Annotated in this window: 24 protein-coding genes; 8 read left to right on the plus strand and 16 right to left on the minus strand. The window is 74.1% G+C overall.

Annotation, left to right across the window (positions count from 1 at the left end; genetic code table 11):
- Window positions 1–41: 41 nt before the first annotated feature.
- Both ABT129_RS20265 and ABT129_RS20270 read right to left on the minus strand, forming a co-directional pair.
- The gene (locus ABT129_RS20265; RefSeq protein WP_351903070.1) at window positions 42–1,487 is read right to left on the minus strand and encodes a carboxylesterase/lipase family protein; all 1,446 of its coding nucleotides are present in this window, start codon (window positions 1,485–1,487) and stop codon (window positions 42–44) included.
- 199 nt (window positions 1,488–1,686) lie between these two features.
- Complete coding sequence (locus tag ABT129_RS20270; RefSeq protein WP_351903073.1) at window positions 1,687–2,922, minus strand: MFS transporter; 1,236 nt, start codon at window positions 2,920–2,922, stop codon at window positions 1,687–1,689.
- A gap of 356 nt (window positions 2,923–3,278) precedes the next feature.
- On the opposite strand from ABT129_RS20270, the gene ABT129_RS20275 reads away from it, so the two are divergent.
- Window positions 3,279–3,644 (plus strand): hypothetical protein, encoded by a 366-nt coding sequence (locus tag ABT129_RS20275; protein ID WP_351903076.1) that lies wholly within the window; start codon window positions 3,279–3,281, stop codon window positions 3,642–3,644.
- On the opposite strand, the gene ABT129_RS20280 is transcribed toward ABT129_RS20275, so the two are convergent.
- The 9 genes from ABT129_RS20280 to ABT129_RS20320 form a co-directional block, all read right to left on the minus strand.
- Window positions 3,635–4,051 carry a nuclear transport factor 2 family protein gene (locus ABT129_RS20280; protein WP_351903079.1) on the minus strand — a complete coding sequence of 139 codons (417 nt, stop codon included), beginning with the start codon at window positions 4,049–4,051 and terminating at the stop codon, window positions 3,635–3,637. The two genes, ABT129_RS20275 and ABT129_RS20280, sit on opposite strands and share 10 nt — an antisense overlap.
- A 135-nt stretch (window positions 4,052–4,186) precedes the next feature.
- A complete protein-coding gene (locus ABT129_RS20285; protein ID WP_351903081.1) occupies window positions 4,187–6,532 on the minus strand; it encodes an arylsulfatase in 2,346 nt (781 codons plus the stop codon).
- Window positions 6,529–7,347 carry a formylglycine-generating enzyme family protein gene (locus tag ABT129_RS20290; RefSeq protein ID WP_351903257.1) on the minus strand — a complete coding sequence of 273 codons (819 nt, stop codon included), beginning with the start codon at window positions 7,345–7,347 and terminating at the stop codon, window positions 6,529–6,531. The genes ABT129_RS20285 and ABT129_RS20290 overlap by 4 nt, the downstream gene beginning before the upstream one ends.
- Window positions 7,348–7,454: 107 nt before the next feature.
- Complete coding sequence (locus tag ABT129_RS20295; RefSeq protein WP_351903084.1) at window positions 7,455–9,395, minus strand: dipeptide ABC transporter ATP-binding protein; 1,941 nt, start codon at window positions 9,393–9,395, stop codon at window positions 7,455–7,457.
- Window positions 9,392–10,273: an ABC transporter permease gene (locus ABT129_RS20300; protein WP_502981826.1), complete on the minus strand. Its 882-nt coding sequence runs from the start codon at window positions 10,271–10,273 to the stop codon at window positions 9,392–9,394. The genes ABT129_RS20295 and ABT129_RS20300 overlap by 4 nt, the downstream gene beginning before the upstream one ends.
- Complete coding sequence (locus ABT129_RS20305; protein ID WP_351903090.1) at window positions 10,270–11,214, minus strand: ABC transporter permease; 945 nt, start codon at window positions 11,212–11,214, stop codon at window positions 10,270–10,272. Before ABT129_RS20305 ends, ABT129_RS20300 begins: the two co-directional genes overlap by 4 nt.
- 1 nt (window position 11,215) lies before the next feature.
- Window positions 11,216–12,808 (minus strand): ABC transporter substrate-binding protein, encoded by a 1,593-nt coding sequence (locus ABT129_RS20310; protein WP_351903093.1) that lies wholly within the window; start codon window positions 12,806–12,808, stop codon window positions 11,216–11,218.
- Window positions 12,809–13,107: 299 nt separating this feature from the next.
- Window positions 13,108–13,179: a putative leader peptide gene (locus tag ABT129_RS20315; RefSeq protein WP_327166350.1), complete on the minus strand. Its 72-nt coding sequence runs from the start codon at window positions 13,177–13,179 to the stop codon at window positions 13,108–13,110.
- A gap of 76 nt (window positions 13,180–13,255) precedes the next feature.
- Entirely contained in the window at window positions 13,256–14,488 is a 1,233-nt protein-coding gene (locus ABT129_RS20320; protein ID WP_351903096.1) for an ROK family transcriptional regulator, read from the minus strand.
- A gap of 641 nt (window positions 14,489–15,129) precedes the next feature.
- Here ABT129_RS20320 and ABT129_RS20325 point away from each other — a divergent pair.
- Window positions 15,130–16,074: a TauD/TfdA dioxygenase family protein gene (locus ABT129_RS20325; RefSeq protein WP_351903099.1), complete on the plus strand. Its 945-nt coding sequence runs from the start codon at window positions 15,130–15,132 to the stop codon at window positions 16,072–16,074.
- 109 nt (window positions 16,075–16,183) lie between these two features.
- Here the strand turns inward: ABT129_RS20325 and ABT129_RS20330 are convergent, their stop codons facing one another.
- A complete protein-coding gene (locus ABT129_RS20330) occupies window positions 16,184–16,555 on the minus strand; it encodes a cupin domain-containing protein (protein WP_351903102.1) in 372 nt (123 codons plus the stop codon).
- 372 nt (window positions 16,556–16,927) lie between these two features.
- Here ABT129_RS20330 and ABT129_RS20335 point away from each other — a divergent pair, with 372 nt between their 5' ends.
- The 3 genes from ABT129_RS20335 (at window position 16,928) to ABT129_RS20345 (ending at window position 19,375) form a co-directional block, all read left to right on the plus strand.
- Window positions 16,928–17,287 carry an SPW repeat protein gene (locus ABT129_RS20335; RefSeq protein ID WP_351903105.1) on the plus strand — a complete coding sequence of 120 codons (360 nt, stop codon included), beginning with the start codon at window positions 16,928–16,930 and terminating at the stop codon, window positions 17,285–17,287.
- 189 nt (window positions 17,288–17,476) lie between these two features.
- Window positions 17,477–17,830: a DUF805 domain-containing protein gene (locus ABT129_RS20340; protein WP_351903108.1), complete on the plus strand. Its 354-nt coding sequence runs from the start codon at window positions 17,477–17,479 to the stop codon at window positions 17,828–17,830.
- Between the two features lie 255 nt (window positions 17,831–18,085).
- The gene (locus ABT129_RS20345) at window positions 18,086–19,375 is read left to right on the plus strand and encodes an ATP-binding protein (protein WP_351903111.1); all 1,290 of its coding nucleotides are present in this window, start codon (window positions 18,086–18,088) and stop codon (window positions 19,373–19,375) included.
- Here the strand turns inward: ABT129_RS20345 and ABT129_RS20350 are convergent.
- A complete protein-coding gene (locus ABT129_RS20350) occupies window positions 19,353–20,291 on the minus strand; it encodes a carbohydrate kinase family protein (protein ID WP_351903114.1) in 939 nt (312 codons plus the stop codon). The genes ABT129_RS20345 and ABT129_RS20350 overlap by 23 nt on opposite strands.
- A 106-nt stretch (window positions 20,292–20,397) precedes the next feature.
- Between ABT129_RS20350 and ABT129_RS20355 the strand changes: the two genes are divergently transcribed.
- Entirely contained in the window at window positions 20,398–20,976 is a 579-nt protein-coding gene (locus ABT129_RS20355) for a YdeI/OmpD-associated family protein (RefSeq protein ID WP_351903117.1), read from the plus strand.
- A 9-nt stretch (window positions 20,977–20,985) separates the two neighbouring features.
- Here the strand turns inward: ABT129_RS20355 and ABT129_RS20360 are convergent, their stop codons facing one another.
- The gene (locus tag ABT129_RS20360; protein ID WP_351903120.1) at window positions 20,986–21,555 is read right to left on the minus strand and encodes a GNAT family N-acetyltransferase; all 570 of its coding nucleotides are present in this window, start codon (window positions 21,553–21,555) and stop codon (window positions 20,986–20,988) included.
- A gap of 221 nt (window positions 21,556–21,776) precedes the next feature.
- Between ABT129_RS20360 and ABT129_RS20365 the strand changes: the two genes are divergently transcribed.
- Window positions 21,777–22,433, plus strand: a complete 657-nt coding sequence (locus tag ABT129_RS20365; protein WP_351903123.1) for an NADPH-dependent F420 reductase — start codon at window positions 21,777–21,779, stop codon at window positions 22,431–22,433.
- A gap of 34 nt (window positions 22,434–22,467) precedes the next feature.
- Here ABT129_RS20365 and ABT129_RS20370 read toward each other — a convergent pair whose 3' ends face one another.
- Window positions 22,468–23,667, minus strand: coding sequence for a threonine synthase (locus ABT129_RS20370; RefSeq protein WP_351903126.1), 1,200 nt, complete (start codon window positions 23,665–23,667; stop codon window positions 22,468–22,470).
- A gap of 44 nt (window positions 23,668–23,711) precedes the next feature.
- A complete protein-coding gene (locus ABT129_RS20375; protein ID WP_351903129.1) occupies window positions 23,712–24,893 on the minus strand; it encodes a hypothetical protein in 1,182 nt (393 codons plus the stop codon).
- A 182-nt stretch (window positions 24,894–25,075) separates the two neighbouring features.
- On the opposite strand from ABT129_RS20375, the gene ABT129_RS20380 reads away from it, so the two are divergent.
- Window positions 25,076–26,545 (plus strand): PP2C family protein-serine/threonine phosphatase, encoded by a 1,470-nt coding sequence (locus ABT129_RS20380; protein WP_351903132.1) that lies wholly within the window; start codon window positions 25,076–25,078, stop codon window positions 26,543–26,545.
- Window positions 26,546–26,723 lie beyond the last annotated feature (178 nt).

The following is a 26,723-nucleotide window of genomic DNA, read 5'->3' on the forward strand; positions in this document are numbered from 1 at the left end:
GCCGTCCCGGGGCCGGGCGCCCCGGGACGGCCGGTCGCCGCTCAGTCGAGCCAAAGTTCGCGGACCCGGCGCACCGGGTCGTGGGCGATCCGTGGCTCGGCGTCCCAGATCATCGTGGCGCGTCGGGCCGCGGTGTAGCGCGGCCAGTCGGGGCCCGGGTCCTGGTCGGTCACGAAGGCGACCCAGGCCCGGTGCAGGGCGTCGGCGAGCGCGCGCGGCGGCGCGTCCCCGGCGACGGCCGTGACTCCCTCGGCGTCGAGGAGGTCGAAGGCGAACGGCAGGTCCAGGCAGTGGAAGGCGAGTCCCGCGAGGGGTGAGCGCCAGGTGAACTCGTAGAGCCAGGTGGGGCGGTCGCGCTCCGCGCGGGCGTCCGCGACGGCGAGGTTCGGGGCGCGGAACGTCGCGTCGGTCAGGGCCTGGCCGAAGATCCGCTCCGGTCCGCCCTCGGCGTACGCCTCGGCGAGGGCGTCCGCCCTGCCCGGGTCGAGGCCGAGGCCGCCGAGCAGCACGGGCAGCGGGGGGCCTTCCGGGCCGGGGGCGGGGAACATCGTGAACTCGTGCTCGGTGAAACCGAGCATCAGGGGCACGTCCGCGCCCGCCTCACCCGTCGTGAGCGCCTCCAGGGCGGGCAGGGGGATCAGCTCGCCGTCGGCGAAGGGGGCGAGGGACAGGAGGGGCGGCAGGCCCTCGCGGTCGGGGCCCGGTGCGGCGAGGCGGTCCTGGAGGGCGAGGATCTCGTCGTCGCCGAGGTCGCGGAGAGCGGCGGCGGTGGCGGGCACGCCGGTGCGGGAGGTGAGGAGCCGTGCGGCGGCGCGGCCGGCCTCGGGGCCGTCGGGCCGCGGGACGGCGCCCGAGACGGAGAGGGCGCCACGGAAGAGCCCCCGGGCCGCGGGGACCGCGAGCAGGGTCTGGACGGCGCCGCCGCCCGCCGACTGGCCGGCGACGGTGACCTTGGCGGGGTCGCCCCCGAAGGCCGCGATGTTGTCCCGGACCCACTCCAGGGCAGCGATCCAGTCCCGTACGCCCCGGTTGTCGGGGGCGTCCTCCAGGTGGAGGAAGCCCTCGATGCCGAGCCGGTAGCCGACCGAGACGAGGACGACGCCGTCGCGGTTGAAGGCGGCTCCGTCGTACCAGGGGCTGGCGGCCGAGCCCGCGACGTAGCCACCGCCGTGGATCCAGACGAGGACGGGCAGGGCGGCGGCCGGGGCGGTGCCGGGAGTGAAGACGTTGAGGTTGAGGATGCCGGCACCCGGGACCGAGGGCTCGGGAATGGTGGTGACCTCGGCGAAGGGGCGGCGCTGGGCGGTGGGGCCGTACGCGGTGGCGTCGAGCGGCTCCGTCCACGGCTCCGGCGGTACGGGAGGGGCGAACCGCAGGTCGCCGACGGGCGGCCGCGCGTACGGGATGCCCAGGAAGCGGAGGCTGCCGTCGGCGCGGCGCTCGCCCCGGACGGGCCCTCGGGCGGTGGTGACGGTGGTGCTGCTCATGGAGTGCTGCTCCTTCTGCGCGGGGGCGCACGAGGCCGGGGAAGAAGCCTGTCACCGTGAACTTACACGTGTCAATCCTCGGCTCTCCCCGCTGCCTCCCGCCGAGACCCCTGACGGCTCCCCCGAGGCCTCGGCCCACTCGCCCGTGGTCGCGGCCCCCTGATCTCAGCCCACTCGCCCGTGGTCGCGGCCCCTGATCTCAGCCCACTCCCGCCGTGACCTCGGCCGGCTCCCCGCGCGGCAGGAGCAGCGGGGTCGCGAGCAGCACGACACCCGCGAGGCCGATGGCGGCCCGGGGCCCGACAGCGGCGGCGAGGAGCCCCCAGAGCGCGGTCAGGGCCGCGACGGAGGCCTTCGTGGTGACCGACCAGGCGGTGAGGGTACGGACGACCCGGTCGGTCGCCGTCACGTCGAGGCGGTGGGCGGCGAGCACCGGGGCGAAGACGGCCGAGCAGGTGATCAGGGCGAACTCGACCACCATCACGAGCAGCAGCCCGGTGGTGCCGGGGTGGACGAGGACCAGCCCGACGGGCCAGCACGCGCGCAGCACCCCCGAGGTCAGCAGGACCCGGTGCCGGCCGTGGCGCGCCACGAGCGGCCGGGCGAGCCGCGAGCCCACGAGTCCGCCGACACAGGGCACCGCGAAGGCGAGCCCGTACTGCCAGGGGGCGAAACCGAGCGGCCCCAGCATCAGCACGGCGAGGAGCGGCGCGGTCGCCATGATCAGGCCGTTGACCAGGACGGTGTTGAGGAACAGCGGACGCAGCAGGGGGTGGGCGAGGATGTGCCGCCAGCCCGCCAGGAGATCACCGGCGCGCAGGGGTGGCCGCTTCTCGCGGGCGGTCTCCGGCCGGGGCTCGCGCCCCCGGATCGCGCGGATGCCGGCCGCCGAGAGGAGGTAGCTCAGGGCGTCGGCCAGGACCACCGCCACCGGGCCGAGCAGCGCGACCAGGCCACTGCCGAGCGGCGGTCCCAGGACGGTCGCGGTCCATGTCGTGGATTCGAACCTGGCCTGGGCGACGAGCCGGTCCTCCGGCCGCAGGAGGGTCTTGAGGAAGGCGCCGGAGGCGGCGCCGAAGGTGATGTCGGCCGCCGCGACGACGACGGAGACGGCCAGGAGCTGGACGAAGGAGAGCCGGTCGAGCGCGTAGGCGGCGGCGACGCTCAGCAGCGCCGCGCCCCGCGCGAGGTCCATGGCGATCATCACGGGCCGCTTGCGGCGGAACTCCACCCAGGGGCCGAGCGGCACGGCGACCGCCGCCCCCACGGCGGCCCCGACGGCGGCGAGGGCGGCGACCTCGGCGGCGCCCTCGTGCAGCACGGTGATGGCGAGCAGCGGGAAGGCGTTGAAGGCGATCCAGGTGCCCAGGGTGCCGGCCGCGTACGCCGCCCACAGCCACCCGAAGTCCCGCCCCAAGGACGCCCTGCCCGCCATGCCGTACCCCTCTCGCCGACCGGCCACACAACCACGCGCCGGCCGCCGACATCAAAACGGGCGGACGCCGGAGCGGACGCTCGGGACCTCCCGCCGGGGACGCCGGACCGGACCACCAGGGCCTCCGGTCCGGGGGCGCCGGACCGGGGGCGCCGGACCGGGGGCGCCGGACCGGGCCGCCGGAGTGCTCCGGGCCGGGGACGCCCGGTGGAGCGAACCGGGCTCCTCGTCCGTCCCGTCGGCCGGGAGGCCGACATCCGGACACCCTCGCGGGCACGGCCTCGGGAGGGGCGTCCCGAGCCCTAGACTCGGAGGGCCCGGACGGCCGGGCTGGTCCTGGGGGAAGGCGGCCGGCGATGAGGTGGGACCCCGATGCCGTGGTGGGGATGCTCGTGGTCCTGTTCGGTGCACTGCTCGTGACCGCCGGGGTGCGCTGGAAGGGGCGGGCGGTACGCCCGTTCGCCGCCTCGCGGGCGCGGTCCGTGGCCCAGCGGGAGTACGCCCGGGACCTCCAGAGGGCCGCCGACCACGTGATCGCTGTGGCCCGCAGGTCCGCCGGTGCGGGCGAACCGGCGATCGTCACCGTCGAGGCCGTGGTCCGGACGACACAGGACCGCTACGGGTACGCCGGGGTCGAGCGGCGGCACGCGGCGGCGGCGCTGCGCCGCCGGTACGAGCAGGGACGGTGCGCGGTCGACTGCGTCACCGACGCCTACGGCTGAGGGCCGGACTCGGGTACGGGCGTGGCCTGGTGGTAGTACATCCGCAGACGCGAACCGTCCGGCGCGGCGGGGTCGCGGCGCCAGAGCGAGCTGCGACGGGCCCTGCGGCCGCCGTGGAGCGTCTCGTACGTGAGGTGGACGAGGCCGGGGGCGAGGGCGCTGCCGGTGAAGCCGGCGGGTTCGTACCGCGGCCCGCCCTCGGTGTCGCCGGCCATCTCGGGGAGCGCGGCGAGCATCTCCTCGTACGTCCAGCGCCGGCCGGAGGCGCCGACCTCGACGAACTCCGGGTCGAGCAGCTCGGCGGCGAGCGCCCGGGAGACGCGGACGGCCGGGTCCATGAGGCGCAGCTCCCCCGCGACGGCTTCGGCGACCTCGGGGTCCTGGGCGGCCTGATCCTGGAACGTCATACGGCCATGGTGACGCGGGCCCGCACGGGCGGCCAGGGGTTTTACCGGCCGCCCGCGCGCGGGCCGGACCACGCGCGGGCCGGACCACGCGCGGGCCGGAGCAAGCGCGGGCCGGACCACCCGGATCGGGCCCGGCTACTCGAAGGCCGCCGCGGCCTCCTTGAGCGCGGCGGCGACGGCCTCGGGCGCGTCGGGGCCGGGGGCGCCGGGCCGGTAGGTGACGGAGCGCAGCCGGCCGGTGAAGCGGAAGGACCGGTGGCGTTCGTGGACGGGCCAGGAGACGGGCGACTTCCGGTCGACGCCCACGCTGATCCCCTGGAAGGGGGCCATGCCGATGAGCTGGTGGACGCTGTCGGGGGCGGCGCGGTGCTCGCCGTCCACGGTGACGGTGAACCGCCAGCGCAGTCCCTCCTCGGCCGCGGCGGCGAGGAGGATCTCGTGCGGGCCGGGGGCGAGGGGGCCGGCGTCGGTCTCGTGGAGGGTGCCGTACTCGTTGTACGCGAGGGTCAGCCGGCCGTTCTCGACGTACAGGCTGTATCCGCCGCCCTGGTCTCCGTGGGAGACGAGGACGCCGTCCCCGGTCTCGTCGACGGCCACGGCGATCTCGAAGGAGCGGAGGGAGACGAGCCGGGAGGAGCGGTAGCGCTCCAGTTCCGGGGTGCCGGGCAGCAGGGTGAGGGGGCGGGCGAGCCGCTCCTCGGCGGGGTTGCGGCGGGCGAGGGCGCCGCTGTGGTCGGGCAGCGGGAAGACGCCGTTGAGCCGGGCGGCCTCCTCCCAGGCCTCGGAGAGCTCCTTGACGAGCGCGGGGTTTTCGGCGGCGAGGTCGTGGATCTCGGTGGGGTCGGTACGGATGTCGTACAGCGCCCATTCGGAGTCGTCGTAGGGGGCGCCGGGCCGGTGCAGGGTGACGAGCTTGTGGCCGTCGCGGTAGTGGCTGCGGTTGCCGGTCATCTCGCAGTACTGCTCGGGGTGGGTCGAGCCGTGGGCGGGGTCGGTGAGGACGGGGGTGAAGCTGATGCCGTCCGGTTCCTGGAGGGGGACGCCCCGGCGGGTCTCGGGCCGGGAGAGACCGGCGAGTTCGAGGAGGGTGGGGGTGATGTCGGTGACGTACTGGTACTGGGGGCGCAGCCCGGTGGCGAGGCGGCCGTCCCTGACCCCCTCGGGCCAGGAGAGGACGAAGGGCACGCGGACGCCGCCCGCGTAGGTGTGGCCCTTGTAGAGGCGGAACGGGGTGTTGGAGGCCATGCCCCAGCCCCGGGGGTAGTGGACGAGGCTGCGAGGGCCGCCGATGAGTTCGGGGTCGCGGTCGACGTCGGGGTCCCAGTCGCCGGGGAGGCGGGGGTGGTGGACGAAGCGGCTGAAGTAGGAGCGGGTGCCCTCCGCGCCGCCCTCGCCGGTGCCGCCGTTGTCGGAGGTGAAGACGATGATGGTGTTGTCGAGTTCGCCGAGGGCGTCGAGGGTGTCGGTGAGGCGGCCGAGGTTCTGGTCGATGTTGTCGACGAGGGCCGCGTACACCTCCATGTAGCGGGCGTAGAGCCGTTGCTGGTCCTCCGTCAGGGAGTCCCAGGCGGGGACGTCGAGTCCGGCCTCGCTGTTGCGGGCGGGGAGTTCGGTGCCGGGCGGGAAGAGGCCGGCGGCGATCTGGGCGGCGAAGCGCCGCTCGCGCAGGGTGTCCCAGCCCTCGTCGTAGCGGCCGCGGTGGCGGGCGATGTCCTCGGCCTTGGCCTGGAGGGGGCCGTGGACGGCGTTGTGGGCGAGGTAGAGGAAGAAGGGCTTGTCGGGCTCGTGGGCGCGCAGCGACTTCACCATGGAGATCGCCTGGTCGGTGATGTCGTCGGTGTAGTAGTAGTCGTCGGGGAACTCGTCGATGTCGAGGGGGCTGTTGTCCCGGACGAGCTGGTGCGGGTGGAAGAGGCTGGTGAGCCCTTCCAGGACGCCGTAGTACTGGTCGAAGCCCTTCTGCAGGGGCCAGTTGCCCCGGTGGTCGGCCGCGTTGGAGGCGGAGTCGCGGACGAGGTGCCACTTGCCGACGGCGTAGGTGGCGTAGCCGGCGTCGTGGAGGAGTTCGGCGAGGGTGGGGATGTCGTCGGCGATCTCCATGCCGTAGCCGGGGAAGCCGGGGTCGGAGTTGGCGACCATGGCGTAGCCGACGCGGTGCGGGTTGAGGCCGGTGAGCAGGGCGGCGCGGGCCGGTGAGCAGAGCGGCATGGTGTGGTAGTTGGTGAGCCGCACGCCGTCGTCGGCGAGGCCGTCGAGGACCGGGGTGGGGATCTCGGAGCCGAAGGGGCCGATGTCGCTGAAGCCCATGTCGTCGACGAGGACGACGACGATGTTGGGGGCCTTGGCGGGCGGGGTGGTACGGGTGGGCCAGGCGGGTTCGGAGTCGGCGAAGGTGCGGCCGACGCGGCCGGCGAAGCCCTCGTAGGGGTCGCGGCGGGCGGGGGTGGGCCGGGGCGCGTCGCGGTGGGTGCCGGTGGTCATGCGGGAGCGGGTCCTTCCGGGGGCAGCGAGCGGGCGCAGCGGAATCCGCCGTGGCCGGTCGAGGAGTCGGGGGTGTTGTGGGAGCGGGCCGCGACCCGGTAGCGGTTGCAGTAGGAGGTGTGGCAGAGGTAGGAGCCGCCGCGGATGACGTGCTCGCCCGGGCCGAAGGCGTCCGCGCACCACTCCCAGACGTTGCCGGAGGTGTTGTACAGGCCGTGGCCGTTGGGCGCGTAGGCGGTGACGGGGACGGTGCCGATGTACCCGCCGGGCCGCTCGGAGTGGTGCGGGAAGTCGCCGGTCCAGGTGTTGCACATCTCCCGGCCGCCCGGGGTGAACTCGTCGCCCCACGGGTAGCGGGCGCCGTCGAGGCCGCCGCGGGCGGCGTACTCCCATTCGGCCTCGGTGGGCAGCCGGGCGCCGGCCCAGGCGCAGTAGGCGAGGGCGTCGCCGTGGCTGATGTGGACGACGGGGTGGTCGGCCCGGCCGTCTAGGTCGGAGCCGGGGCCCTCGGGGGCGTGCCAGGCGGCCCCGGCGACACCGAGCCACCAGGGGGCCTGCGGCACCCGGCCGAGGACGTGGCGTTCGGCGGCGGGGTGGAGCAGGAGGTGGAAGACGAAGGAGGAGCCGAAGCGTTCGGCGTCGGTGCGGTGTCCGGTGGCCTCGACGAACTCGGCGTACCGGGCGTTGGTGACGGCGGTGGCGTCGATCGCGAAGGGCGCGACGGTCACCTCCCGTACGGGTCCCTCGCGGTCGGCGGGGTATCCCTCGCCGAAGGAGTCGCCCATCCGGAAGGTCCCGCCGGGCAGCTCCACCATGGGGTGGGACCTCGGGGTGGTCCGGGCGGCGGTCGGCGGAAGGAGCGTGAGGGTCTCCGGCTGTCCGCCGTCTCCCGTGCAGCCGCGGCCCGGGGTGCAGCAGGCGCTCACGCGGACACCGCCTCGGCCGCGACGGGGACGCGTGGGGGCGCGACCGGTACGGGTTCGGGCGCGGCGGCGAGCAGCGCGCGCGTGTAGGGGTCCCGGGGGTGGTCGCACAGCTCGTCGGCGCCGCCGGTCTCCACGATCCGGCCCTCGTGCATGACGGCGATGCGGTGGCTGACCTGGCGGACGACGGCCAGGTCGTGGGCGATGAAGACGAGGGCGAGACCGAGGTCGCGCTGGAGGTCGGTGAGGAGGCCGACGATCTGGGCCTGGACGGAGACGTCGAGCGCGGAGACGGGCTCGTCGCAGATGAGGACGGACGGTTCGGGGGCGAGGGCGCGGGCGATGCCGATGCGCTGGCGCTGGCCGCCGGAGAAGGAGCGCGGGGGCCGGTCGGCCGCGGCCGGGTCGAGGCCGACCAGGCGGAGGAGTTCCGCGACCCGCGCGGCCCGCTCCCCCGGGGCTCCGATGCCGAAGGCGCGCAGGGGTTCCGCGACGATCTCGGCCACGCTCATGCGGGGGTTGAGGGAGGCGTACGGGTCCTGGAAGACCATCTGGACGCGGCGGCGTACGGAGTGGAGCTCGGCGCGGCCGGGCCGGGTGACGTCCTCGCCGTCGAGGAGGATCCGGCCGGCGTCGGCCGGGTGGGCGTGGGCGAGGACCCTGGCGAGGGTCGACTTGCCGGAGCCGGACTCGCCGACGATGCCGAGGGTCTCGCCCGCCGCGAGGGTGAGGGAGACGTCGTCGAGGGCGGTGAAGGAGCGGCGGCCGCGTCCCCTGTACGTCTTGCGGATCCCTTCGGCGGTGAGGACGACGGCTCCGGGGGCGGGCCGGTCGATACGGGCGGGCGGCGGGGGCGGCGGGAGCGGCTCGGCCCGTTCGGCGGCGGGCAGGCAGGCGGCGCGCACGGTGTCGGTGAGGGCGACCAGCGGGGGTGCGGCGGTGTGGCAGCGGTCCTCGGCGAACGCGCAGCGGGCGGCGAACGCGCAGCCGGCGAGCGGCAGGCCGAGGTCGGGCGGGGTGCCGGGGATGCCGGTGAGGCGGGTGCCGGAGGGGGTCGAGAGGCGGGGTACGGCGGCGAGGAGGCCGGCGGTGTAGGGGTGCCGGGGGCGGCTGAGGACCTCGGCGGTGGGTCCGTCCTCGACGACCGTGCCGCCGTACATGACGAGGACGCGGTCGCAGGCGCGGGCGACGACGCCCATGTTGTGGGTGATCAGGACGAGGGCGGTGCCGGTGGTACGGGTGAGGTCACCGAGGAGGGTGAGGATCTGGTCCTGGACGGTGGCGTCGAGGGCGGTGGTGGGTTCGTCGGCGAGGAGGATGTCGGGTTCGCCGGCGAGGGCCATGGCGATGAGGACGCGCTGGCGCTGACCGCCGGAGAACTGGTGCGGATGGTCGTCGAGTCGGCGCTCGGGGTCGGGAATGCCGACGAGCCGCAGGAGTTCGACGGCCCGGGCGCGCCGGGCGGCCCTGTCACGGCGGGCGGGCTCGTCCCGGCCGGGGGGCGTGCCGGGGCGGTCGGTCCTGGGGCTCCGCCCGGTGGTGTCGCGGCCGGTGGCGCGGTCCCGGCCCGCGTGGGCGCGGAGGACCTCGTCGAGGTGACGGCCGACGGTGAGGACGGGGTTGAGGGCCGTCATCGGGTCCTGGAAGATCATGCCGACGCGGACGCCGCGGACGGCCCGGAGCCGCTCCTCCCCCGCCGTGACGAGGTCCTCCCCGTCGAGGCGGACGGAGCCGCCGGCGACCCGGCCCGTGCCGGGCAGCATCCCGAGCAGGGCGAGGGCGGTGGTGGACTTGCCGGAGCCGGACTCGCCGACGACGGCGAGGGTCTCGCCCCCGCGGAGGGTGAAGGACACGTCCCGGACGGCGTGCAGCGTCCCTCCGTCGGGGGTGGTGAACTCGACGTCGAGGCCCTGGACGTCGAGGAGCGGTGGGGTGGTCATCGGCGTATCTCCCGGTTCAGTGCCTCGGCGGTCAGGGAGAGGCCGAGGACGAGCGCGGTCACGGTCACGAGCGGTCCGGCCGCGAAGTGCGGGGCCTGGGCGAGGTAGGGCATCGACTGGCTGAGGACCGCCCCGAGGGTCGGTTCCGGAGGCCGGACCCCCACACCGAGGAAGCTCATCGCGCCTTCGATGAAGACGGCGACGGTGAGGGAGACGGCGACCTGGACGACGAGCGGGTCGGCGGCGTTGGGCAGGATGTGCCGGGTGAGGATCCGGCCGCCCGAGGTGCCGCCGACGCGGGCGGCCGTCACGTACTCCCGGCCGCGCTGGACGAGGATGCCGGTGCGTAGGAGCCGTCCGAAGACGGGGATCTCGGCGAGGGCGATGACGATGATCACGGGGAGCCTGCCGGGGCCGAGGACGGCGGTGATGGCGAGCGCCAGGATCAGTCCGGGGAAGGCGAGGACCAGGTCGAAGACGCGCTGGACGACGGTGTCGGCGACCGGGTGCGCGGCGGCGGCCAGGGCGAACAGGCAGCCGAGGACGGCGCCGAGCGGGACGGCGACGGCGATGATGCCGAGGTCCGCGCGGATGCCGTGGAGCAGGCGGGAGAGCAGGTCGCGGCCGAGGTCGTCGGTGCCGAGCGGGTGGCCCGGGGTGCCGGGGCCGGCGAGCGCGAGGGCGCTCTGGTCGGTGGGGCCGTGCCCGGAGAGGAGCGGGGCGAGGAGCCCGGCCAGGACGACGAGCCCGACGAGGGCGAGTCCGGTGCGGCCGCGGGCGGTGGCGAGGGCGGCCCGGTAGGGGTGAGGGGTCCTGCGGGCCGGGGCCGTTGTGACGGGGGCCGGGGACGGCTTGGCGGTGCGGGTCGTCATGGTCACTCCCACCTGATCCGGGGGTCGAGCCAGGCGTGGACGAGGTCGGTGAAGAGCTGGACGAGGACGAAGACGGTGACGAGCAGCAGCAGGAGGTCCTGGACGACGGGGTAGTCGCGGCGGACCAGGGCCTGTTCGGCGAGCTGCCCGAGGCCGGGCCAGGCGAAGATCGCCTCGACGAGGACGGCGCCGCCGAGGAGGTTGCCGGTCTGCATGCCGAGGAGGGTGACGACGGGCGGCAGGGCGTTGGGCAGGGCGTGCCGCCAGAGCAGGCGGCGGGGGGCGATGCCGGCGGCGGTGGCGGTGCGGACGTAGTCCTCGCCGAGGGCGCGTTCGATGCCGTCCTTGAGGTAGCGGCCGAGGACGGCGGCGCTGGGCAGGGCGAGGCAGAGGGCGGGCAGCAGCAGGTACTGGACGCCGAGGTCGGGGGCGGTGAGGAGCGGGACGCGGCCGCCCGGGGGCAGGACGCCGAGGAGGACGGAGAAGAGCAGGACGAGGAGGACACCGGTGACGAACGGCGGGACGGCGAGCGCCCCGGTGGTGAGGATCCGTACGGTGCCGAGGATCCAGCGGTTGCGGGAGGTCGCCCCGAGGATGCCGAAGGCGGCGCCGAGGACGACGACGAAGAACAGGGCGCCGAGGGTGAGTTCGACGGTGGCGCCGAGGCTGTCGCCGATGAGGTCGGCGGTCTGTCCGCCGATCGCGTACGACGGTCCGAGGTCGCCGGTGACGAGGTCGCCGAGCCACTGGACGTACTGGGTGAGCAGGGGTGCGTCGAGGCCGAGGCGGGCGCGGATGGCCGCCTCGGTCTCGGGGCTCGCGTCGGGTCCGGCGAGGACGGCGGCGGGGTCGCCGGGGACGAGACGGAGGAGCGCGAAGACGAGGAAGGAGGCGACGAGGAGGACCAGGAGGGCGGAGGGGAGCCTCCGCAGCAGATAGCCGCGCATCTCAGCCCGCCAGGTAGGCGTCGTCGAGGTTGAGGTACGAGAACTTGTTGAGGGTGACGCCGTGCAGCTTCTTCGAGGAGACCTGGACGGCGCCCCGGATGACGAGGTCGATGATGAACGCCTCGTCGAGGAGGGTGTCGGTGATCTGCCGGCGCAGCGCGTTGGCGCGGGCGCCGGTCTCGGGGCTGGTCCAGGCTTCGCGGACGACCTTCGTGTAGGCGGCGGAGCGGAACTTGGACGTGTTCTTGGCCTCGTTGAAGGGGTAGGCGCTCACCGCCAGGGTGGACGGCTGGACCTGGGCGAAGCCGTGACCCATGGTCCACAGTCCGGGCATGGACTGGGAGATGAGGTTCTTCTGGGCGGTGGCCGGGTCGGTGGGCTGGAGGGTGACCTGGACGCCGATCTGCTTGAGGTCGTACTGGATCGCCTCGGCGACGGCGGTGTCGCCGGGCAGGTTGATGTGGAGCAGCGGCAGGTCGAGCTTGGGGTGACCGGCGGACCTGAGGAGTTCGCGGGCCTTGCCGGGGTCGTACGTGTAGTGGGTGCGGCCGGCCTCGCTGAAGGCGGGCGAGGACTTGGGCCACGGGGTGGCGGAGGCGAGTCCGTAGCCGCCGAGGACCTGCTTGAGGATGCGCTCGCGGTCGATGCCCCAGGCCAGGGCCTGCCGGACGGTCCTGTTGTTCAGCGGGGCCACGCTGGTGTTGACGCCGAGGTAGAAGGCTCCGCCTCCGGTGCTGTACTCGCTGATCGCGAGCTCGGGGGTGGAGGCGATGACGGGGAGGTTCTTGCCGGGGACGCTGAAGGAGAGCTGGGACTGGCCGGTGCGCAGCGAGGAGAGCAGGGCGTCGGCCTGGGGCACGACCCGGAACTCGACGGCGTCGAGGTAGGGGCGCTCGGGCTGCCAGTACTTCTCGTGGCGGGTGAAGCTCAGGCCGGTGCCGGGGCTCCACTTGGTCAGTCTGAACGGGCCGGTGCCGTTGAGCTTCTTGCCGGTGACGGCGTCCTCGACGCTGTTCCGGTCGGTGAGGATCATGAATTCGAAGAGGTCGAAGAGGTTGTTCACCGGATGGGCGAGCTTGAGGACGAGTTCGTGGTCGCCGCGCTTCTCGAAGCCGGTGACGGCGGCGGCCGTCGCCCTCAACTGGGCCGCCCTGAGCGGGTTCTGCAGGTTCTTGACCGCGAAGACGACGTCGTCGGCGGTGAAGGGCCGGCCGTCGTGGTAGGTGACGCCGGTACGGAGCTTGAGGGTGATGCTGCGGCCGTCCTCGGCGTACTCCCAGGAGGTGGCGAGTTCGGGCTGCGGCTTCAGCTGGTCGTCGTAGCGGGTGAGGGTGTTGTAGATCAGCCGCTGCTGGAGCGACTGGCCGCTCTGGGCGAAGAGCAGGCTCGGCGTGAAGTCCGAGTTGATGGCGACGGTGAGGGTGCCGCCGCGACGGGGCCCCGTACCGGCCTTCGCCGCGGGCGCCTCGGTCTCGGAGACCGCCGAGCGGCAGCCCGCGAGGCCCAGACCGAGCAGCAGGGTGCCGCCGCCCGCGGCGCGCAGGGTGGTGCGCCGGGAGAGGGCGGTGGGCGTGGAGGGGGACAGCTCGGTCATCGATGCCTGCCTGTGAAGGGAGAGCGGAGGCGCGCGGGGCGCACGGGTTCGATCCGCTGCGGAAGGAAAAGGGGGAAGAGGAGCGGGAGGGAGCCGGAAGGGAGCTCGGGAGGCCGCCGGAGGTCCGGGCTGCGCGGCGCGGCGGACGGACGAGGGGCGGCGCGGCGCGCGAAGGAGGTGGCCGGTGCGGCGGCCGGGAGGGCAGGGGCGCGGTCCGTCAGCGGAGCGCGGACGGGCGGCCCGCCCCCGGCGGGGCCGGAACGGGGTGGGCGAGGCCGGCGCGGGGGCCGGCGCCTGGGTCAGACGCGGACGGCACAGACCGCGCTGGCCTGTCGACAGAGGTCGACGTGCCTGCGGGAGATGAGGCTCATGTCCGGATTCACGGGAGCAATATGACAGCGGCTCCGCGGGGCGGTCAACCGCGCCTGACCGCATTCTGAGACGACATCACCTCTCGACCTCCGGTGACAGCAACTCCTCGGCCGTCTCAAGAGGCCTTCTGAACAGGGGATTCAGCAGAACCGTGCCTGCCGCGACGGGCAGTGTGGCCGGTCCAGCATGTGGACTGACGATGCGTTCGGCATCGTCACAGACGTGCGAGAGGTCGATCGCGGCCCCCCTGATCTCCTCCAGGTACTCCGGTTCGAGGACGCTCGACTGCTCCGTCACGACGACCAGATCGGGGTTGAGGACGTCGAGCAGGAGGGCCACGGCGCGGCCCACCGCGCGGGCGCGCTCGCGCAGCAGACGGTCGGCCCGCCGGTCCCCCGCGGCCGCCGCGTCCACCACCAGGAAGGTGTCCGGTTCGGGCACGATCCCGCGCCGCACGGCGGTGCGACCGAGGGCCGTGTTCGAGGCGGTTACCTCCAGACAGCCCGAACGCCCGCACGGGCAGGGGACCGTGGAGTCCGGTACGGGCAGGTGCGCCACGTCACCGGCAGCCGCCCCGGGCCCCTGGTGGACGACCCCGCCGAGCCCGACGGCCGCGTCGACGACGTTGCCGATGAAGAGGTGGACCAGGCTCCGGCGGGCGGCGGGGCGGCCGAAGAGGATCTCCGACTGGGCGATGGAACGGGCGTGGTTGTCCAGGCGCACGGTGCGCCCGCCGAGGCCGCGGGCGAGTTCGGCGGCGAGCGGACGGCGGCGCCAGCCCAGGGCCTGGTGGCGGACGACCACCCCCTCGGCGGGATCCACCCAGCCGCCGACAGCGGCGCCGACGCCGAGCAGGGGGCGCCCCCGGGTGTGCGTGTCCAGGAAACCGCGCAGTTCGCGGGCGACGGCACCGGGCAGTCCGTCCGGCGCGATGCCGTCGTGGGGGTACGTCCGGTGGGCCAGGACCTGTCCGCGGAGATCCACCAGGGCGAAGGTCGAGCCGGGGACACCGAGGTGGACACCTCCGGCGACCGGCCCGCCGGAGACGCCGATGTGCAGGTCGACGGGGATCTGGGGCCGCCCCACTCCCCCGCCTCCGGCCAGTTCCGGCAGCTCGCGCAGGAGGCCGAGCCGGGTGAGGTCGGTGGCCTGGCGCGAGACGGCGGCGGGGCTGAGGCCGGAGAGCTTGGCGACGGCGCCGCGGGCCACCGGTCCGTGGTCGAGGACCGTGCGCAGGACGGTGGCGGCGTTGGCCTCGCGCCGGCCGTCGCCCGCCATCCGGGGAGCGTGGGGGGAGTTCCTCGTCATGGGTGCCTCTCTGGTCACTGGTTCCGGTCACTGTTGCGGCGATGTGAATTCCCGGAGCGGTCGCCGTAGGCGCCGCCGGTCTGCCGCGCACCCCGGCCCCGCGCCGGGCCCGCCCTGTCCGTGGCGGGAAGACACCGCAGGTCAGGGCCGGTTGGGCGGGGTGGTGCGGACCGGGGTGGCCGGGCCGCGCAGGCGCCGATTCAACCATCGGTGGCGGTCGCCCGGGGAGCGGACGGGCGCTTGACGTCCGGTGGCGGCCGCTGCGAGTCTCCGGGACATGTTCGCGACCTCCTCCTGTACCGCCGTCTCCGGCGCCTGATCCTCGCGACCCCCTCGCGTGATCGGCTCCCCGGTCCCGCCTCCGTACCTCCCGCCCGATCCACGGGGCTCCCCGCCCACCGCCCGGCCGGTCACGTCACGTCGGGCCCTCGCGGGCCTCGCCCCATCGCCTGACCCACCTCGACTCCGGTGACCCTCCGGAGACCCACGGCATCCCACAGGCCCGACGGCATCCCCTGGGCCTCTCGGTCCCCCACGGATCAGGTGGGACCCGTCGGCCCTCAGGGACCCCGCACCCCTTCATTACTTCCGCTGCGAAATTAATTGCGACCGGGCCCTCCCCGGCCCCGAAAGGACCCGCCATGTCGACCGCGACCAGCACCCTCACCGTCCAGAAGGTCGGCGGCCGCCTCGGCGCCGTCATCTCCGGCGTCCGCCTCGGCGGCGACCTGCCCGCAGAGACCGTGTCCGAGATCCGCGCGGCGCTCCTCGCCCACAAGGTCGTCTTCTTCCGCGACCAGGACCACCTGGACGAGGAGGCCCACGAGGCCTTCGGCCGGCTCCTCGGCACGCCCGTCGCCCACCCCACCGTCCCCTCCGCCGACGGCCGTTACTCCTTCCCGATCGACTCGGACTACGGCGGCCGGGCCAACCAGTGGCACACCGACGTCACGTTCGTGCCCGCCTACCCCGCCTTCTCGATCCTGCGCGCGGTGGTCATCCCGCCGTACGGCGGCAACACCCTGTGGGCCAACACGGCGACCGCGTACGAGAACCTCCCCGAGCCGCTGCGCGCCCTGGCCGACAGCCTGCGCGCCGTGCACTCCAACGACTACGACTACGCCGCGCTGCGCCCGGGCGTCCTGCCCGAGCAGCTCGCACGCTTCCGCGAGATCTTCGCCTCGACGAAGTTCCTCACCGAGCACCCGGTCGTACGGGTCCACCCCGAGACCGGCGAGAGGACGCTGCTGCTCGGCAACTTCGTCCAGCGGATCAGCGGCCTGACGGGCGCCGACTCCCGCGCCCTCCTCGGCCTCTTCCAGTCGCACGTCGAGCGCCCGGAGAACACCGTGCGCTGGCAGTGGCAGGTCGGCGACGTGGCCATCTGGGACAACCGCGCCACCCAGCACTACGGCGTGGACGACTCCGACGACCACGTGCGCAAGCTGCGCCGCGTGACCATCGACGGTGACGTGCCGGTCGGCGTGGACGGCACGTCCTCGGTCCTGCTCGCCCCCGAGTCCGTCCCGGACCCGGCGTTCGGCATCGCCTCGGGCAGCTCCACGGAGGAGCCCGCCTCCGTGTGACGGAGCCGGGCGCGCACCGCCGCTCCGGGGCGGCGCCCGTCGCCGTCCCGGAGCGGTGGCGACGCGCTGTCACGGGTCGGCCCGGCGCTCCGCCCCCGGCCGGGTGCCGTCAGGAGCCGGCCGGGCGCGCGTAGTCGCCGAAGCCCGTCCAGTCCACGGCGACGCAGGGCTCGTCACCGATCACCCAGGCGTCGTGACCGGGCTTGACCTCCATGTAGTCCCCCGCCCCGAACTCCGTCGCGTCACCGTCGTCCATGACGACCTTCATCCGGCCGCTGACGACGTATCCGACGTGCGACGCCTCGCAGCTGTCGGTGCCGGCGAGCGGTTTGATGTGCTTGGACCACTGCCAGCCGGGCTCGAACACCGCGCGCCCGACCGCACCGCGCTCGCCGTTGACCAGGTCGAGCCTGCCCTTGCCGTCCTCGAAGGGGCGGGTCTCGTCCGCCGCGTCGAAACTCTTCTTCACAATGCCGGTCATCATCCGCTCCCGGCGATGGAGAGGTCGGTCCCCGAGTCCACCTCCAGGCTACGCCCCGAATAGCACCCGGCGTCGCGCATGACAATGCGTCGGTCCGATCACTTCCGCACCGCACATTCTGTTGAACAGAGATCGCCATTTGGCGGGTCCCCGCACATCCACGGCTCAAATTCTGTGCGCATCCCTTAACGGGCAGACCTACACATAAAGGCCAGATAAGCGCACAATGAAGCAGCGGCACCATGTGTCGCAAGTGCGCTCATAGGTGTATGACGCCAGAAGGAGGCGAGTCGTATGGCCGACGTCTCTCACCGTCCTGGTGATATCGCGGGACACCCGGACGCGCCGGAAATGCGGGACCGATATGCCCGTATGCTCCAGACCCGAGGTGTCGCGGCTGTCGAGGAGCTCGTGATCCTCGCCGGTGTCTATGCCGCGATCTCCGCGTGGACGGTCCACTTCTCCGCGACCCAGCCCGCCCTCGCCATCAGCAACCTGGTCGTCGGTATCGCCCTCGCGGTCCTCGGCCTGTGCATGTCGCTGGTTCCGGAGCGGTCGCAGGACCTGAACTTCGTCGTCCTGCTGATGGGCGCGTGGCTGATCGTCGCCCCGTGGGTGGTCGGACAGGGTCCCGACACCGGCACCGTCCTGAGCAACGTGATCACCGGTGCGTGCGTCTGCCTGTTCTCGCTCACGGCCGGCGGACTGCTCATGAGCAAGAGAAGGACGTGATGTTCTGATCCTCTCCCGGAACGGCGGCCCTCCACTCCCGGAGGCGCCGCCGTTCGCTCTTTACGGACCCGGAACGGGCACCGGCCGGTAACGAATTGACCCATGTGGTTTCAGCCACCTAAGTTCTGCGTAAAGCTTGCTCCACAGGGACAGGCTCCCGCACGCATACCCAGTCCTTGGGGGGACAAAGTGAACTGGTACATCGACGTCATCAAGAAGTACGCGGTCTTCAGCGGCCGAGCGCGCCGCAAGGAATTCTGGATGTTCGAGCTCTTCAACATCATCATCGCGATCGTGCTCGCCGTGATAGGTGTGGCGCTCGACTTCTCGCTGCTGAGCACGCTGTACTCGCTGGCCATCTTCCTGCCGTCCCTCGGTGTGACGATCCGCCGACTGCACGACACCAACCGCTCCGGCTGGTGGGTCCTCATCGGCCTGATCCCGCTGGTGGGCGCCATCATCCTCATCGTCTTCGCCGCCACCGAGGGCGACCAGCACGAGAACGAGCACGGCCCGAACCCGAAGCTGGCCCCGGCCTACTGACCGTCCCGGCCTGCCGAAGGCCCCGGTCCGCCGAGGCTCCCGGGCTGTTGACGCCCGGACCCTGAGGCGCCGTCCGTACACGAAGGCCCCCGGAAGGAACTCCTTCCGGGGGCCTTCGGCGTTCCCCGGCACCGCTCCGCATAGAGCCGGTACGGCGCGTTCGCCCGTACCCCCTTGTGCAGGATGGCGCACGACCCGCGCCCGGGACCCCGCCTAGCCTCGCCGCAACGGCACCAACGAGGGGCGGTACCACCGGTGAACTGGCACATCCACGACTACCGCGAGAGCGATCTCGCCGCCGTCGTCCATCTGATCGACACCACGGCCGAGCTCGGCCAGGAGTCCGTGTTCTCGCTGGCCGAGTGCATCGGCGCCCTCACCACCCGCCAGCCCGCCGTGGTCGCCGTCCACCAGGGCAAGCCCATCGGCGCCGCGCTCGCCTGCGTCTCCGGCGAACGGGCGTGGGTGATGCGCGTCGCGATCTCCTCGGCGTGGCGCGGCCGCGGTCTCGCCAGCGCCCTCCTCGTGGAGCTGGAACGACGGCTCGTGGCCGCCAGGGTCGGGCGGATCGCGTACGTCCTCCCGGAGGAGGAGCTCCTCGGCGAGGGGCTGCTCAACGCCGGATACACACGTCAGCCCGCCGTCGCCTACTTCGAGAAGGTGGAGCCGCTGCACGGGCCGGCCGCCGGACTCCTCGACGAGCTGGGCGGGCGGCTGCTCCCCGGCGACCTGTGGGCCAAGGTCGCCGGGATGGAGCGGGAGAAGGACCTGATCGAGCGCCGGGTGGTGCTGCCGCTCGCCGAACCGGAGCGGGCCGGCCGGCACGGGGTGCGACCGCCGCGCGCGGTCTGCCTGTTCGGACCGCCGGGCACCGGCAAGACCACGTTCGCCCGCGGGATCGCCTCGCGGCTCGGCTGGCCCTTCGTGGAGATCCTGCCCTCCCGCCTCGCCGACGAGGGGAACCTCGCCGCGGCCCTGCGGTCCGCGTTCACCCGGATCGCCGAGCTGGAGCGGGTGCTCGTCTTCATCGACGAGGTCGAGGAGATCGCCCCGGTGCGCTCGGAGCCCGCGCAGCCCGGCGGCATGCACGGGGTGACGAACGAACTCCTCAAGCTGATACCGGGGTTCCGGGAGCGGGATGAGCGGCTGCTCGTCTGTGCCACCAACTCCATCCGCTCCCTCGACCCGGCGTTCCTGCGGCCCGGGCGTTTCGACTACCTCATCCCGATCGGTACGCCGGACAAGGCGGCGCGAGCGGCGATCTGGTCCCGCTACACCGACGGCCGGACGGACGTCGACATCGACGAACTGGTCGTGGCGAGCGACCTGTTCACCCCCGCCGACATCGAGCACGCGGCCCGGATCGCCGCCCAGGCCTCCTTCGAGCGGGATCTCCTCGCGCCCGGCGCCCGGGCCGGTGACGGCGCCGCGCCCGGGGCGAGCACCGCCGACTATCTGGCGGCCATCGGCGAGTGCCGGCCGACGGTCACCCCCGAGCTGGTCGAGCAGTTCGCCTCGGACATCACGACGCACGCCCGGATCTGACGCCGAACACGGCTTCGGCCGCGTCCAGTTCGGAACGGTCGGGCGGCTGGGCGCCGGCCCGGGAGACGGTGACGGCGGCGGCCGCGGCCGCCCTCCGCAGGAGCCCCGCGAGGTACGCGGCGTCGAGCGCGCGGAGTTCCTCCCGCCCCCGCCCGGCGAGGGTGTCCAGGACGGCGGACATGAAGGAGTCCCCCGCGCCCACCGTGTCCACGACGGCGACCCGGGGCGCGTCCACGGCGACCGTCTCCCGCCGGGTGAGGGCGAACGAGCCCCGGGCACCCCGGGTGACCAGGACGACGGCCGGGCCGAGGGCCAGCCAGCGGGCGGCGACCGCGCGCGGGTCCTCGCCGGGGTGGAGCCAGGCGAGGTCCTCGTCGCTCGCCTTGACGAGGTCGGCGAGGGCGACGCAGCGCTCGACGCGGGCGACGGCCGCGCCGTGCTCCCCCATCAGCGCGGGCCGCACGTTGGGGTCGTAGCTGACGCTGGCCCGGTCCCTGAGCCGTCTCGTCTCGGCGAGGACCGTGTCCGCGCCGGGTGCGGTGACGGCGGCGATCGACCCGATGTGCACATGGTCGGGCGCGAGACCGGCCGGCGCGGGGGCCGTCAGGCTCCAGGCGATGTCGAAGGTGTACGTGGCCCGGCCCTCCGCGTCCAGGCCGACGACGGCCGACGGGGTGCGGTCGGGGGCGCCCCCGACCTCCACCCGTACGCCCGCGCTCCGGAGATGGGCCTCGATCCGCCGTCCGGTGGGGTCGTCGGCGAGCTGGGTGAGCAGGGTGACGTCCCGGCCGAGCCGCCCCAGGCCGTAGGCGACGTTGGCGGGACTGCCACCGGGGTGGACCCGGTCGGCGACGCCGGAGCCCACCGGGGCACGGACGATGTCGGCGACGCACTCGCCGATCACCAGGAAGGACATGGGTCAGAGCTCCTTGACGTAGGTTCCGGCATCGTCGCAGGCCGGAGCGGGAGATTCCCGGGGGCTGTCCCTATCCTGGCCGCACGACGACGACAGGGGAGCGGCGATGGAGCGGCACGACGGGCTCGAGCTGATGACCGTCACGGAGACCGCGGAGCTGGAGGCGTGGCTGGACACCCACCACGCCGACACGCCCGGGGTGTGGCTGAGGATCGCCAAGAAGGACAAGGGGGGCACGTCGCTGACGAATCCCGAGATCCTCGACTGCATGCTGTGCTTCGGCTGGATCGACGGGCAGCGCAAGGGCGGCGACGACACCTACTACCTGCAGAAGTACACGCCGAGGCGGGCGCGCAGCCTCTGGTCCCAGGTGAACGTCCGCAAGGTCGAGGCGCTCACGGCAGCGGGGCGGATGCGCGCCCCGGGGCTCGCCGAGGTGCGGGCCGCGCGGGCGGACGGCCGGTGGGAGACCGCGTACCCGTCGCAGGCGGAGGCGACCGTGCCGGACGATCTCGCGGCGGCGCTGGCGGCCGACGAGCGGGCGCGGACCTTCTACGAGGGGCTGGGGAGGACCGATCAGTACCTGGTGATCATGCGGCTCTGGCAGGCCCGCACGCCGAAGGGGCGGGCGGGGCGGCTGGAGCGCATGGTGGCGAAGCTGGCGGCGGGCGAGAAGGTCCGCTGAGGGAAGGGTTCATGGGGCTCGGCGCCGACGCCGGTAGAGGACCTGGTGGGCGTCGTACTCGACGAACGAGGCGGCATGGGTCATGCCGACCGCTTCGAGGAGCCGCCGGGAGCGACCGTTCGCCCGCTGGGTCACCGCGACCACGCTGGGCGTGTCGCGGAGCGTGACGTCGAGGACGGCGGCGACGGCCTCGCGGGCGTAGCCGTGACCCCAGTGCTCGGGCAGGAACTGGTACGACACCTCCGTCTCGCCCTCGCGCGCGCCGGGCTCCACGGTGACCAGCCCCAGCACGACGTCGTCCTCGGCCCGGACCACGGCACGGAAACCGGGCGCGCCGACGATCCGCCGCCGCCGGATGCGGATGACGGGCTCGGTGACGGGACCGCCGAGGTGGCGCCGTACCTCGGGGTCGGTCCACAGCCGGGTCATGGCCGGGAGGTCGCCGGCGCGGACCGGGCGCAGCAGCAGGCGGTCGGTGGTGAGCGTCGCGTGCGGGGCGGGCGCCGCCGCGCCGGCCGGCTTCGGGCCCGGCGCCGGGGTCGGGGCCGGCTTCGGGGCCGAGGGCGGAACGGTGGTCATGCCTTCGATCATCTCAGCCCCGCCTCGGTCCGGCGGCACCCGGCCCTGGGGCCTGTCCCGACCATCGGCGTCGGATCAGGTCGGGGCGTTCGGTGCGTGCGACCGAGGTGCGGCCGGGACCCCGGCGGGATCGGTCGGACGGGCCCTAGGCCGAGAGACCGACATGGGTGGGGTCTCCTGGCCGAGGCGCCGCGCCGGCAGGGGACGCCAGGATGACGGCCATGCGAATCGGAATTCTCGGTACGGGAAATGTGGGACGGGCCCTCGCGTCGGCGTGGGCACTGTCCGGTCATGACGTGGTCGTCGGGTCGCGGCGGCCCGACGACGAGGAGCTCCTCTCGGAGCTGGGGGAACTCGCCGCGGCGGGTGTACGGATCGTGGGCGCGGCCGCGGCGGCCGCGCACGCCGACGTCCTGGTGAACGCCACCCCGGGTACCGTCTCGGTCGCCGTGCTCGAATCGATCGGGGCTCCGGCGCTCGCCGGGAAGACCCTCCTGGACGTCGGGGTGGGGTTCCTGGAGGACGGGACGCTCTCGCATCCGGTCGTCAGCCTCGGCGAGGAGATCCAGCAGGCCTTCCCGGAGACCCGGGTGGTGAAGACGCTCGCCACGGTCGACCGGAACGTGATGGTCGCGCCGGACTCCCTGGAGGGTCCCGGCACGGTGTTCCTCTCGGGCGAGGACGCGGAGGCGAAGAAGGTGGTGCGCGGTCTCGTCACCGACCTCGGCTGGTCCGACGACGCGGTGCTCGACCTGGGCGGCATCGCCACGGCGCGGGGCCAGGAGACCTTCGCCGTGCTCTTCACGGGCATCGCGGAGGCGACCGGCACCTACGAGTTCGGCATCCGGGTCGTCCTCCCCGCCCGGGGCACGGCCTGATCGGCGCGGCGCCCCCTCGGGGGTTCCCGGGCCCTCACGTCCCGGCGGCCGTCAGGGCTGCCTGGATCGACGGCCAGTCCGGGGCCGTCGGTGCGTACGTGTCGCGCGCGGTGCCGATGTCCTTGTAGCCGCTGGAGGTGACCACGCACACCACGGGGCCGTCGTCCTCGCGCGGTCCGTGCGCGCGCAGTCCGGCGAGTCCGGCGGCGGCGGAGGTCTCGCACCAGAGCCCCTGCGCGGCCAGCTCCGCGACGGCGGAGGCCATGTGCCGGTCCGTCACCGTGCGGGCCGCGCCTCCGGTGTCACGGACGGCGCGGACACCCCGATAGCTGTTGACCGCGCAGTCGATGGCGTACGCGGTGGTCGGCCCCACCGGGACGTGCGCGACCGGCACGCCGGTGCGGAGCGCCTCGGTGAGGGCGCCGGCCGCCGAGGGCTCGACGGCGTACACGCGGGGGACGGAGTCGGTGACCCCGAGCCGCGCGAGCTCCTGGAACCCCTTGGCCACCCCGAAGAGCAACTCGCCGTATCCGGTGGGGAGGTGCACAGCGGCCGGAGCCCGCCCGAGATCGAGGGCGATCTCGTACGCCAGGGTCTTGTAGCCCTCGGGGCCGAAGGGGTGTCCGGTGTGACCCGTGTCCGTGACGCTGCTGACGCTCTGGAAGCCGAGCTCGTCGACGATGCGCCGCATAAGGGGCTTGACCGACGCGTACGGGACGGTCAGCACCGTCGCTCCGTAGGCGCGCAGATGGGAGGCGACGGCGGGCGGGGCGTCCGGGGAGGTGAAGACGGCGCAGGGCAGCCCGGCGCGGGCCGCGTAGGCGGCGGCCGCCGCGCCGTGGTTGCCGGAGGAGGAGACGACGATGCCGCGCGCGCCCGAGGCGACCGCCGCGCTGACGGCGACGCGGTTGAGCCGGTCCTTGTGGCTCCAGGTCGGGTTGCGTGACTCGTCCTTGATCCAGACGCCGTCGGGGAGTCGGACCAGCGGGGTGTTGCCCTCGCCCAGGCCGGGGGCGGCGAGCGGCGGGAGCAGCGGGGCCCACCGTTCGAGGCCGTGGGCGGCGGGGCGGGTGAACAGGTCGGCGGGGACCTCGTCGTAGGCGTAGTCGATGTCGAGGGGGTGGGCGACCTCGTCGGTCGAGGTGACCGGGCACCCCTGGGTGAGCGGCGGCCAGAGCGGATGGCGTACGGACGGGTCGGCGAGCGAACGCTGGGCGACGGCGAGGGAGGTCACGCGGCGGCCTTTCGGGAGAGCGCGGTACGTGCGGCGGTCGGGGTTCAGGCGGCCATGCGGCGGCGCAGGGCGGCCAGCGCCCCGGGTCGGCGGCCGGGGACCCGTTCCCGCAGGGAGATCAGGGCGGGGCCGAGGGCGCGGGCCCGAGCGGGGTCGCCGATCTCTCCCCACTGGTGGTGGGCCCGGTCCACGGCCCCTTCGACGTCGGGGTCGTCCGTCGGCTGACGCAGGGCGAGCCGCGCCTCGGCGGCGGCGAGCCACAGTTCGCAGCTGCGGGCGGGGTCCCCGGCGAGGCGGGCGAGATCGGCCCGTACCTCGGTCCAGTGGACGGCCTCCCCGGACCGGGGGCCGTGGCGGCGCAGGGCCTCGCTCTCCCAGGCCGCGGCGACCGCCGCCGCCTCTCCGTGCCGGCCCGCCATGGCGGCGGCCAGGATCGTCGGGTGCGGGTCCTGCTCCGGGGTCCGCGCGGGAGCGGGCGCGGGCGCCAGGAAGAGCGAGCCGGGCAGGGCCGAGGCGGCGTGGGCGGCGGACTCGGCGTGGAGCGTGGGGTGGGGGAGCCGGGCGCCGGAGCGCCAGAGTTCGGCCCAGGAGCGCAGGTAGTCGGGGGCCAGGGGCTCTCCCCGGCGCGGGGCCGGGGAGATCCGTCCGTAGAGGACCGGTCCGGGCCCCAGGTGCAGCGGGCCGGGCGCGGCGGCGAGGCGTTCCCACACGGCCGCGTCGGCGGCGAGGTCCGCGACGACGGTCGTGGTGCCGGGGGCCCGCACGCCGAGTTCGCCGGCGAGCCAGTGCCAGGGCAGCGCCGTGTAGCGGAGCGTCGCCGGGGTGGTGCGGGCGAGGGCGAGGTGGGGCAGCTGCTGCCGGCGGTCGAGATGGAGCTGTCCCGCGAGGCAGAGGACCAGGGGACCGGGGCTCGCCGCGGCGGCGCGCAGCCGGGTCAGGACGGTCTGCGGGTCGAGCGGGTCGGCGAGTTCGACCACGGTGGCGGTGGTGGTGCCGGTGAGGACCCCGGGCGGCACGGCGGCGAGGGCGGGCAGCACGGAGGCGGCGTCCATGGCACGCCCGCGTCCGGCGGGCGCGGCCGCGAGGAGGAACGCGGTGCCCGTGGCGGTGGCCCCCGCCGGGCCTCTCCGTACCTCGTCCGTCGTGCCCGTCCCCGTGCTCGTACCCGCCCCGCCCGTGACCGCCGTGCGCGTGCCCACCGTGCCGATTCCGTCGTCGTTCACCACCCCCGCACCGTAACGCGTCGCGGCCTGGCCGATAATCGCCGGGCCTTTGGCATATGCCGGAAGCACCACCGGATCGAGTGTTGCCAAAGCCCTTACGGGCCGTCCCCCGCTGTGCAACAGTCGTATGCGGGCCTCCCTTTCGCACCTGGCCTGGCCGTGCCGCGCCTGTATCGGAGTACGACATGCCGTCCCCACTGTTCGCGGACCGCCCCGCCCAGCAGCCGGAGCCGGGCGCGGTGGACGCGCTGATCTCACAGACCCGCCGTCTGCGCGGCGAGCTCGCCGCCGTGCGCCGGGACGCCGTGGTGAACGACGACGATCCGCAGCAGCGCTGGCAGCGCGCCCTCTGCGACCTGGCGGTCCACCAACTGGACGATCTCGGAGCGCACTTGGGTCAGCTCCGGGCGGGCGCGCCGGAGGAGGTCGCCGTCGAGCCGGCGCCCGACCCCGTCGTCGACACGGCCCTCCCGACCGACCCCGGCACCGCGTACGGCGCGGCCGCCCCGCAGCGCACCGGATCGCTGCTCGCCCGCGTCGGCAGCGCCGAGTGGAACCTCCTGACCGACGAGGTCAGTTGGTCCGAGGAGCTGTACCAGATCTTCGGACGTACCCGCGAGAGCGGCCCCATGTCGCTGGACGAGATGCCCACGATGGTCTTCGCCGAGGACCAGTCCGTCCTCCAGAGCATGGTGACGGACTGTCTGATCGACGGGAAGCCGATCGACGGCGAGTTCCGGATCGTGCGGACCGACGGCTGTGTGCGGACGGTGCACATGACCGGCGAGCCCGTGCTCGACGCCGACGGCTGCACCGCCTCGATGTGGGCCGTCCTCCGCGACGTCAGCGAACTCCGGCGCAGCGAGCGGGCCGTGCGCGAGAGCCGGGACACCCTGGAGCGCAGCCGCCACATCGAGCAGACCGAGCGACGGGTCGCCGTGGAGCTCCAGGAGGCGGTGCTCCCGCCGTGGCGGGGCTCGCTCAGCTTCGCGCACGGCGGCCCCGCCCCGCTCGACGTGGCCGCCCACTACCTCCCGGCCGCCAGCACCGGTCTGATCGGCGGCGACTGGTACGACGCGCTGGCCCTGCCCGACGGGGACGCGCTGCTCACCGTGGGTGACCTGACGGGCCACGGGGTCGCCGCGACCTCCTCGATGGCCATGCTCCTGGGCGCGCTGCGGGGCATGGCCGTGGCCGGAATCCGGCCCGCCGCGCTCATGGGCCATCTCAACCAGCTCCTGGAGACCTCCGTACAGCCCGCGCTCGGCAGTGCGATGTGCTGCCGCTACGACCCGGTCGCCCAGACGCTGACCTGGGCGCAGGCCGGCCACCCCGCCCCGCTGCTGTTCCGCGACGGGACGGGGCACGCCCTCCGGCGCCCCGAGGGTGTCCTCCTGGGGGCGACGACCGGGGCCGTGTACGACGAGGCCGAGACCCGGCTGCGCCCCGGCGACCTGATCGTGCTGCACACCGACGGGCTGACCCGGGGCAGCGGCGCGGACGACGACACGGGCACGCGACGACTGCTCGCCCTGGGACACCGGCTCTCCGGCGCGAGGGACGCCCAGGACGGTGTGCGTGCGGTGGTGGAGGAGTTCGGTGAGGAACAGCGCGCGGACGACGCCTGCGTGATGGTGGTCCGGGTCGGGAACTGAACCACCTCGCACCGAGCGCCACTTGACGCCTGCCGGTCCGGCCCGAGCCGCTCGGAAGCGGACCGTCCCCGGTCGGTCGGCCCCGTGGGCCTGCCCCGTGCTCGGTCGGTCGATCCCTCGTGCCCGTGTCGTCCTCGGCGGGTGCGCCCACGTGCCCGCACCGCTCCTGCCGTCGCCG

It is taken from the genome of Streptomyces sp. NPDC002057, from assembly GCF_040296665.1.
Taxonomy (GTDB): Bacteria; Actinomycetota; Actinomycetes; order Streptomycetales; family Streptomycetaceae; genus Streptomyces.

Bases quoted from the DNA above. Each gene is read 5' to 3' on its own strand.
- ABT129_RS20265 (WP_351903070.1), bottom strand. From the start codon at position 1,487: ATGAGCAGCACCACCGTCACCACCGCCCGAGGGCCCGTCCGGGGCGAG.
- ABT129_RS20270 (WP_351903073.1), bottom strand. From the start codon at position 2,922: ATGGCGGGCAGGGCGTCCTTGGGGCGGGACTTCGGGTGGCTGTGGGCG.
- ABT129_RS20275 (WP_351903076.1), top strand. From the start codon at position 3,279: ATGAGGTGGGACCCCGATGCCGTGGTGGGGATGCTCGTGGTCCTGTTC.
- ABT129_RS20280 (WP_351903079.1), bottom strand. From the start codon at position 4,051: ATGACGTTCCAGGATCAGGCCGCCCAGGACCCCGAGGTCGCCGAAGCC.
- ABT129_RS20285 (WP_351903081.1), bottom strand. From the start codon at position 6,532: ATGACCACCGGCACCCACCGCGACGCGCCCCGGCCCACCCCCGCCCGC.
- ABT129_RS20290 (WP_351903257.1), bottom strand. From the start codon at position 7,347: ATGGTGGAGCTGCCCGGCGGGACCTTCCGGATGGGCGACTCCTTCGGC.
- ABT129_RS20295 (WP_351903084.1), bottom strand. From the start codon at position 9,395: ATGACCACCCCACCGCTCCTCGACGTCCAGGGCCTCGACGTCGAGTTC.
- ABT129_RS20305 (WP_351903090.1), bottom strand. From the start codon at position 11,214: ATGCGCGGCTATCTGCTGCGGAGGCTCCCCTCCGCCCTCCTGGTCCTC.
- ABT129_RS20310 (WP_351903093.1), bottom strand. From the start codon at position 12,808: ATGACCGAGCTGTCCCCCTCCACGCCCACCGCCCTCTCCCGGCGCACC.
- ABT129_RS20320 (WP_351903096.1), bottom strand. From the start codon at position 14,488: ATGACGAGGAACTCCCCCCACGCTCCCCGGATGGCGGGCGACGGCCGG.
- ABT129_RS20325 (WP_351903099.1), top strand. From the start codon at position 15,130: ATGTCGACCGCGACCAGCACCCTCACCGTCCAGAAGGTCGGCGGCCGC.
- ABT129_RS20330 (WP_351903102.1), bottom strand. From the start codon at position 16,555: ATGACCGGCATTGTGAAGAAGAGTTTCGACGCGGCGGACGAGACCCGC.
- ABT129_RS20335 (WP_351903105.1), top strand. From the start codon at position 16,928: ATGCTCCAGACCCGAGGTGTCGCGGCTGTCGAGGAGCTCGTGATCCTC.
- ABT129_RS20350 (WP_351903114.1), bottom strand. From the start codon at position 20,291: ATGTCCTTCCTGGTGATCGGCGAGTGCGTCGCCGACATCGTCCGTGCC.
- ABT129_RS20355 (WP_351903117.1), top strand. From the start codon at position 20,398: ATGGAGCGGCACGACGGGCTCGAGCTGATGACCGTCACGGAGACCGCG.
- ABT129_RS20360 (WP_351903120.1), bottom strand. From the start codon at position 21,555: ATGACCACCGTTCCGCCCTCGGCCCCGAAGCCGGCCCCGACCCCGGCG.
- ABT129_RS20365 (WP_351903123.1), top strand. From the start codon at position 21,777: ATGCGAATCGGAATTCTCGGTACGGGAAATGTGGGACGGGCCCTCGCG.
- ABT129_RS20380 (WP_351903132.1), top strand. From the start codon at position 25,076: ATGCCGTCCCCACTGTTCGCGGACCGCCCCGCCCAGCAGCCGGAGCCG.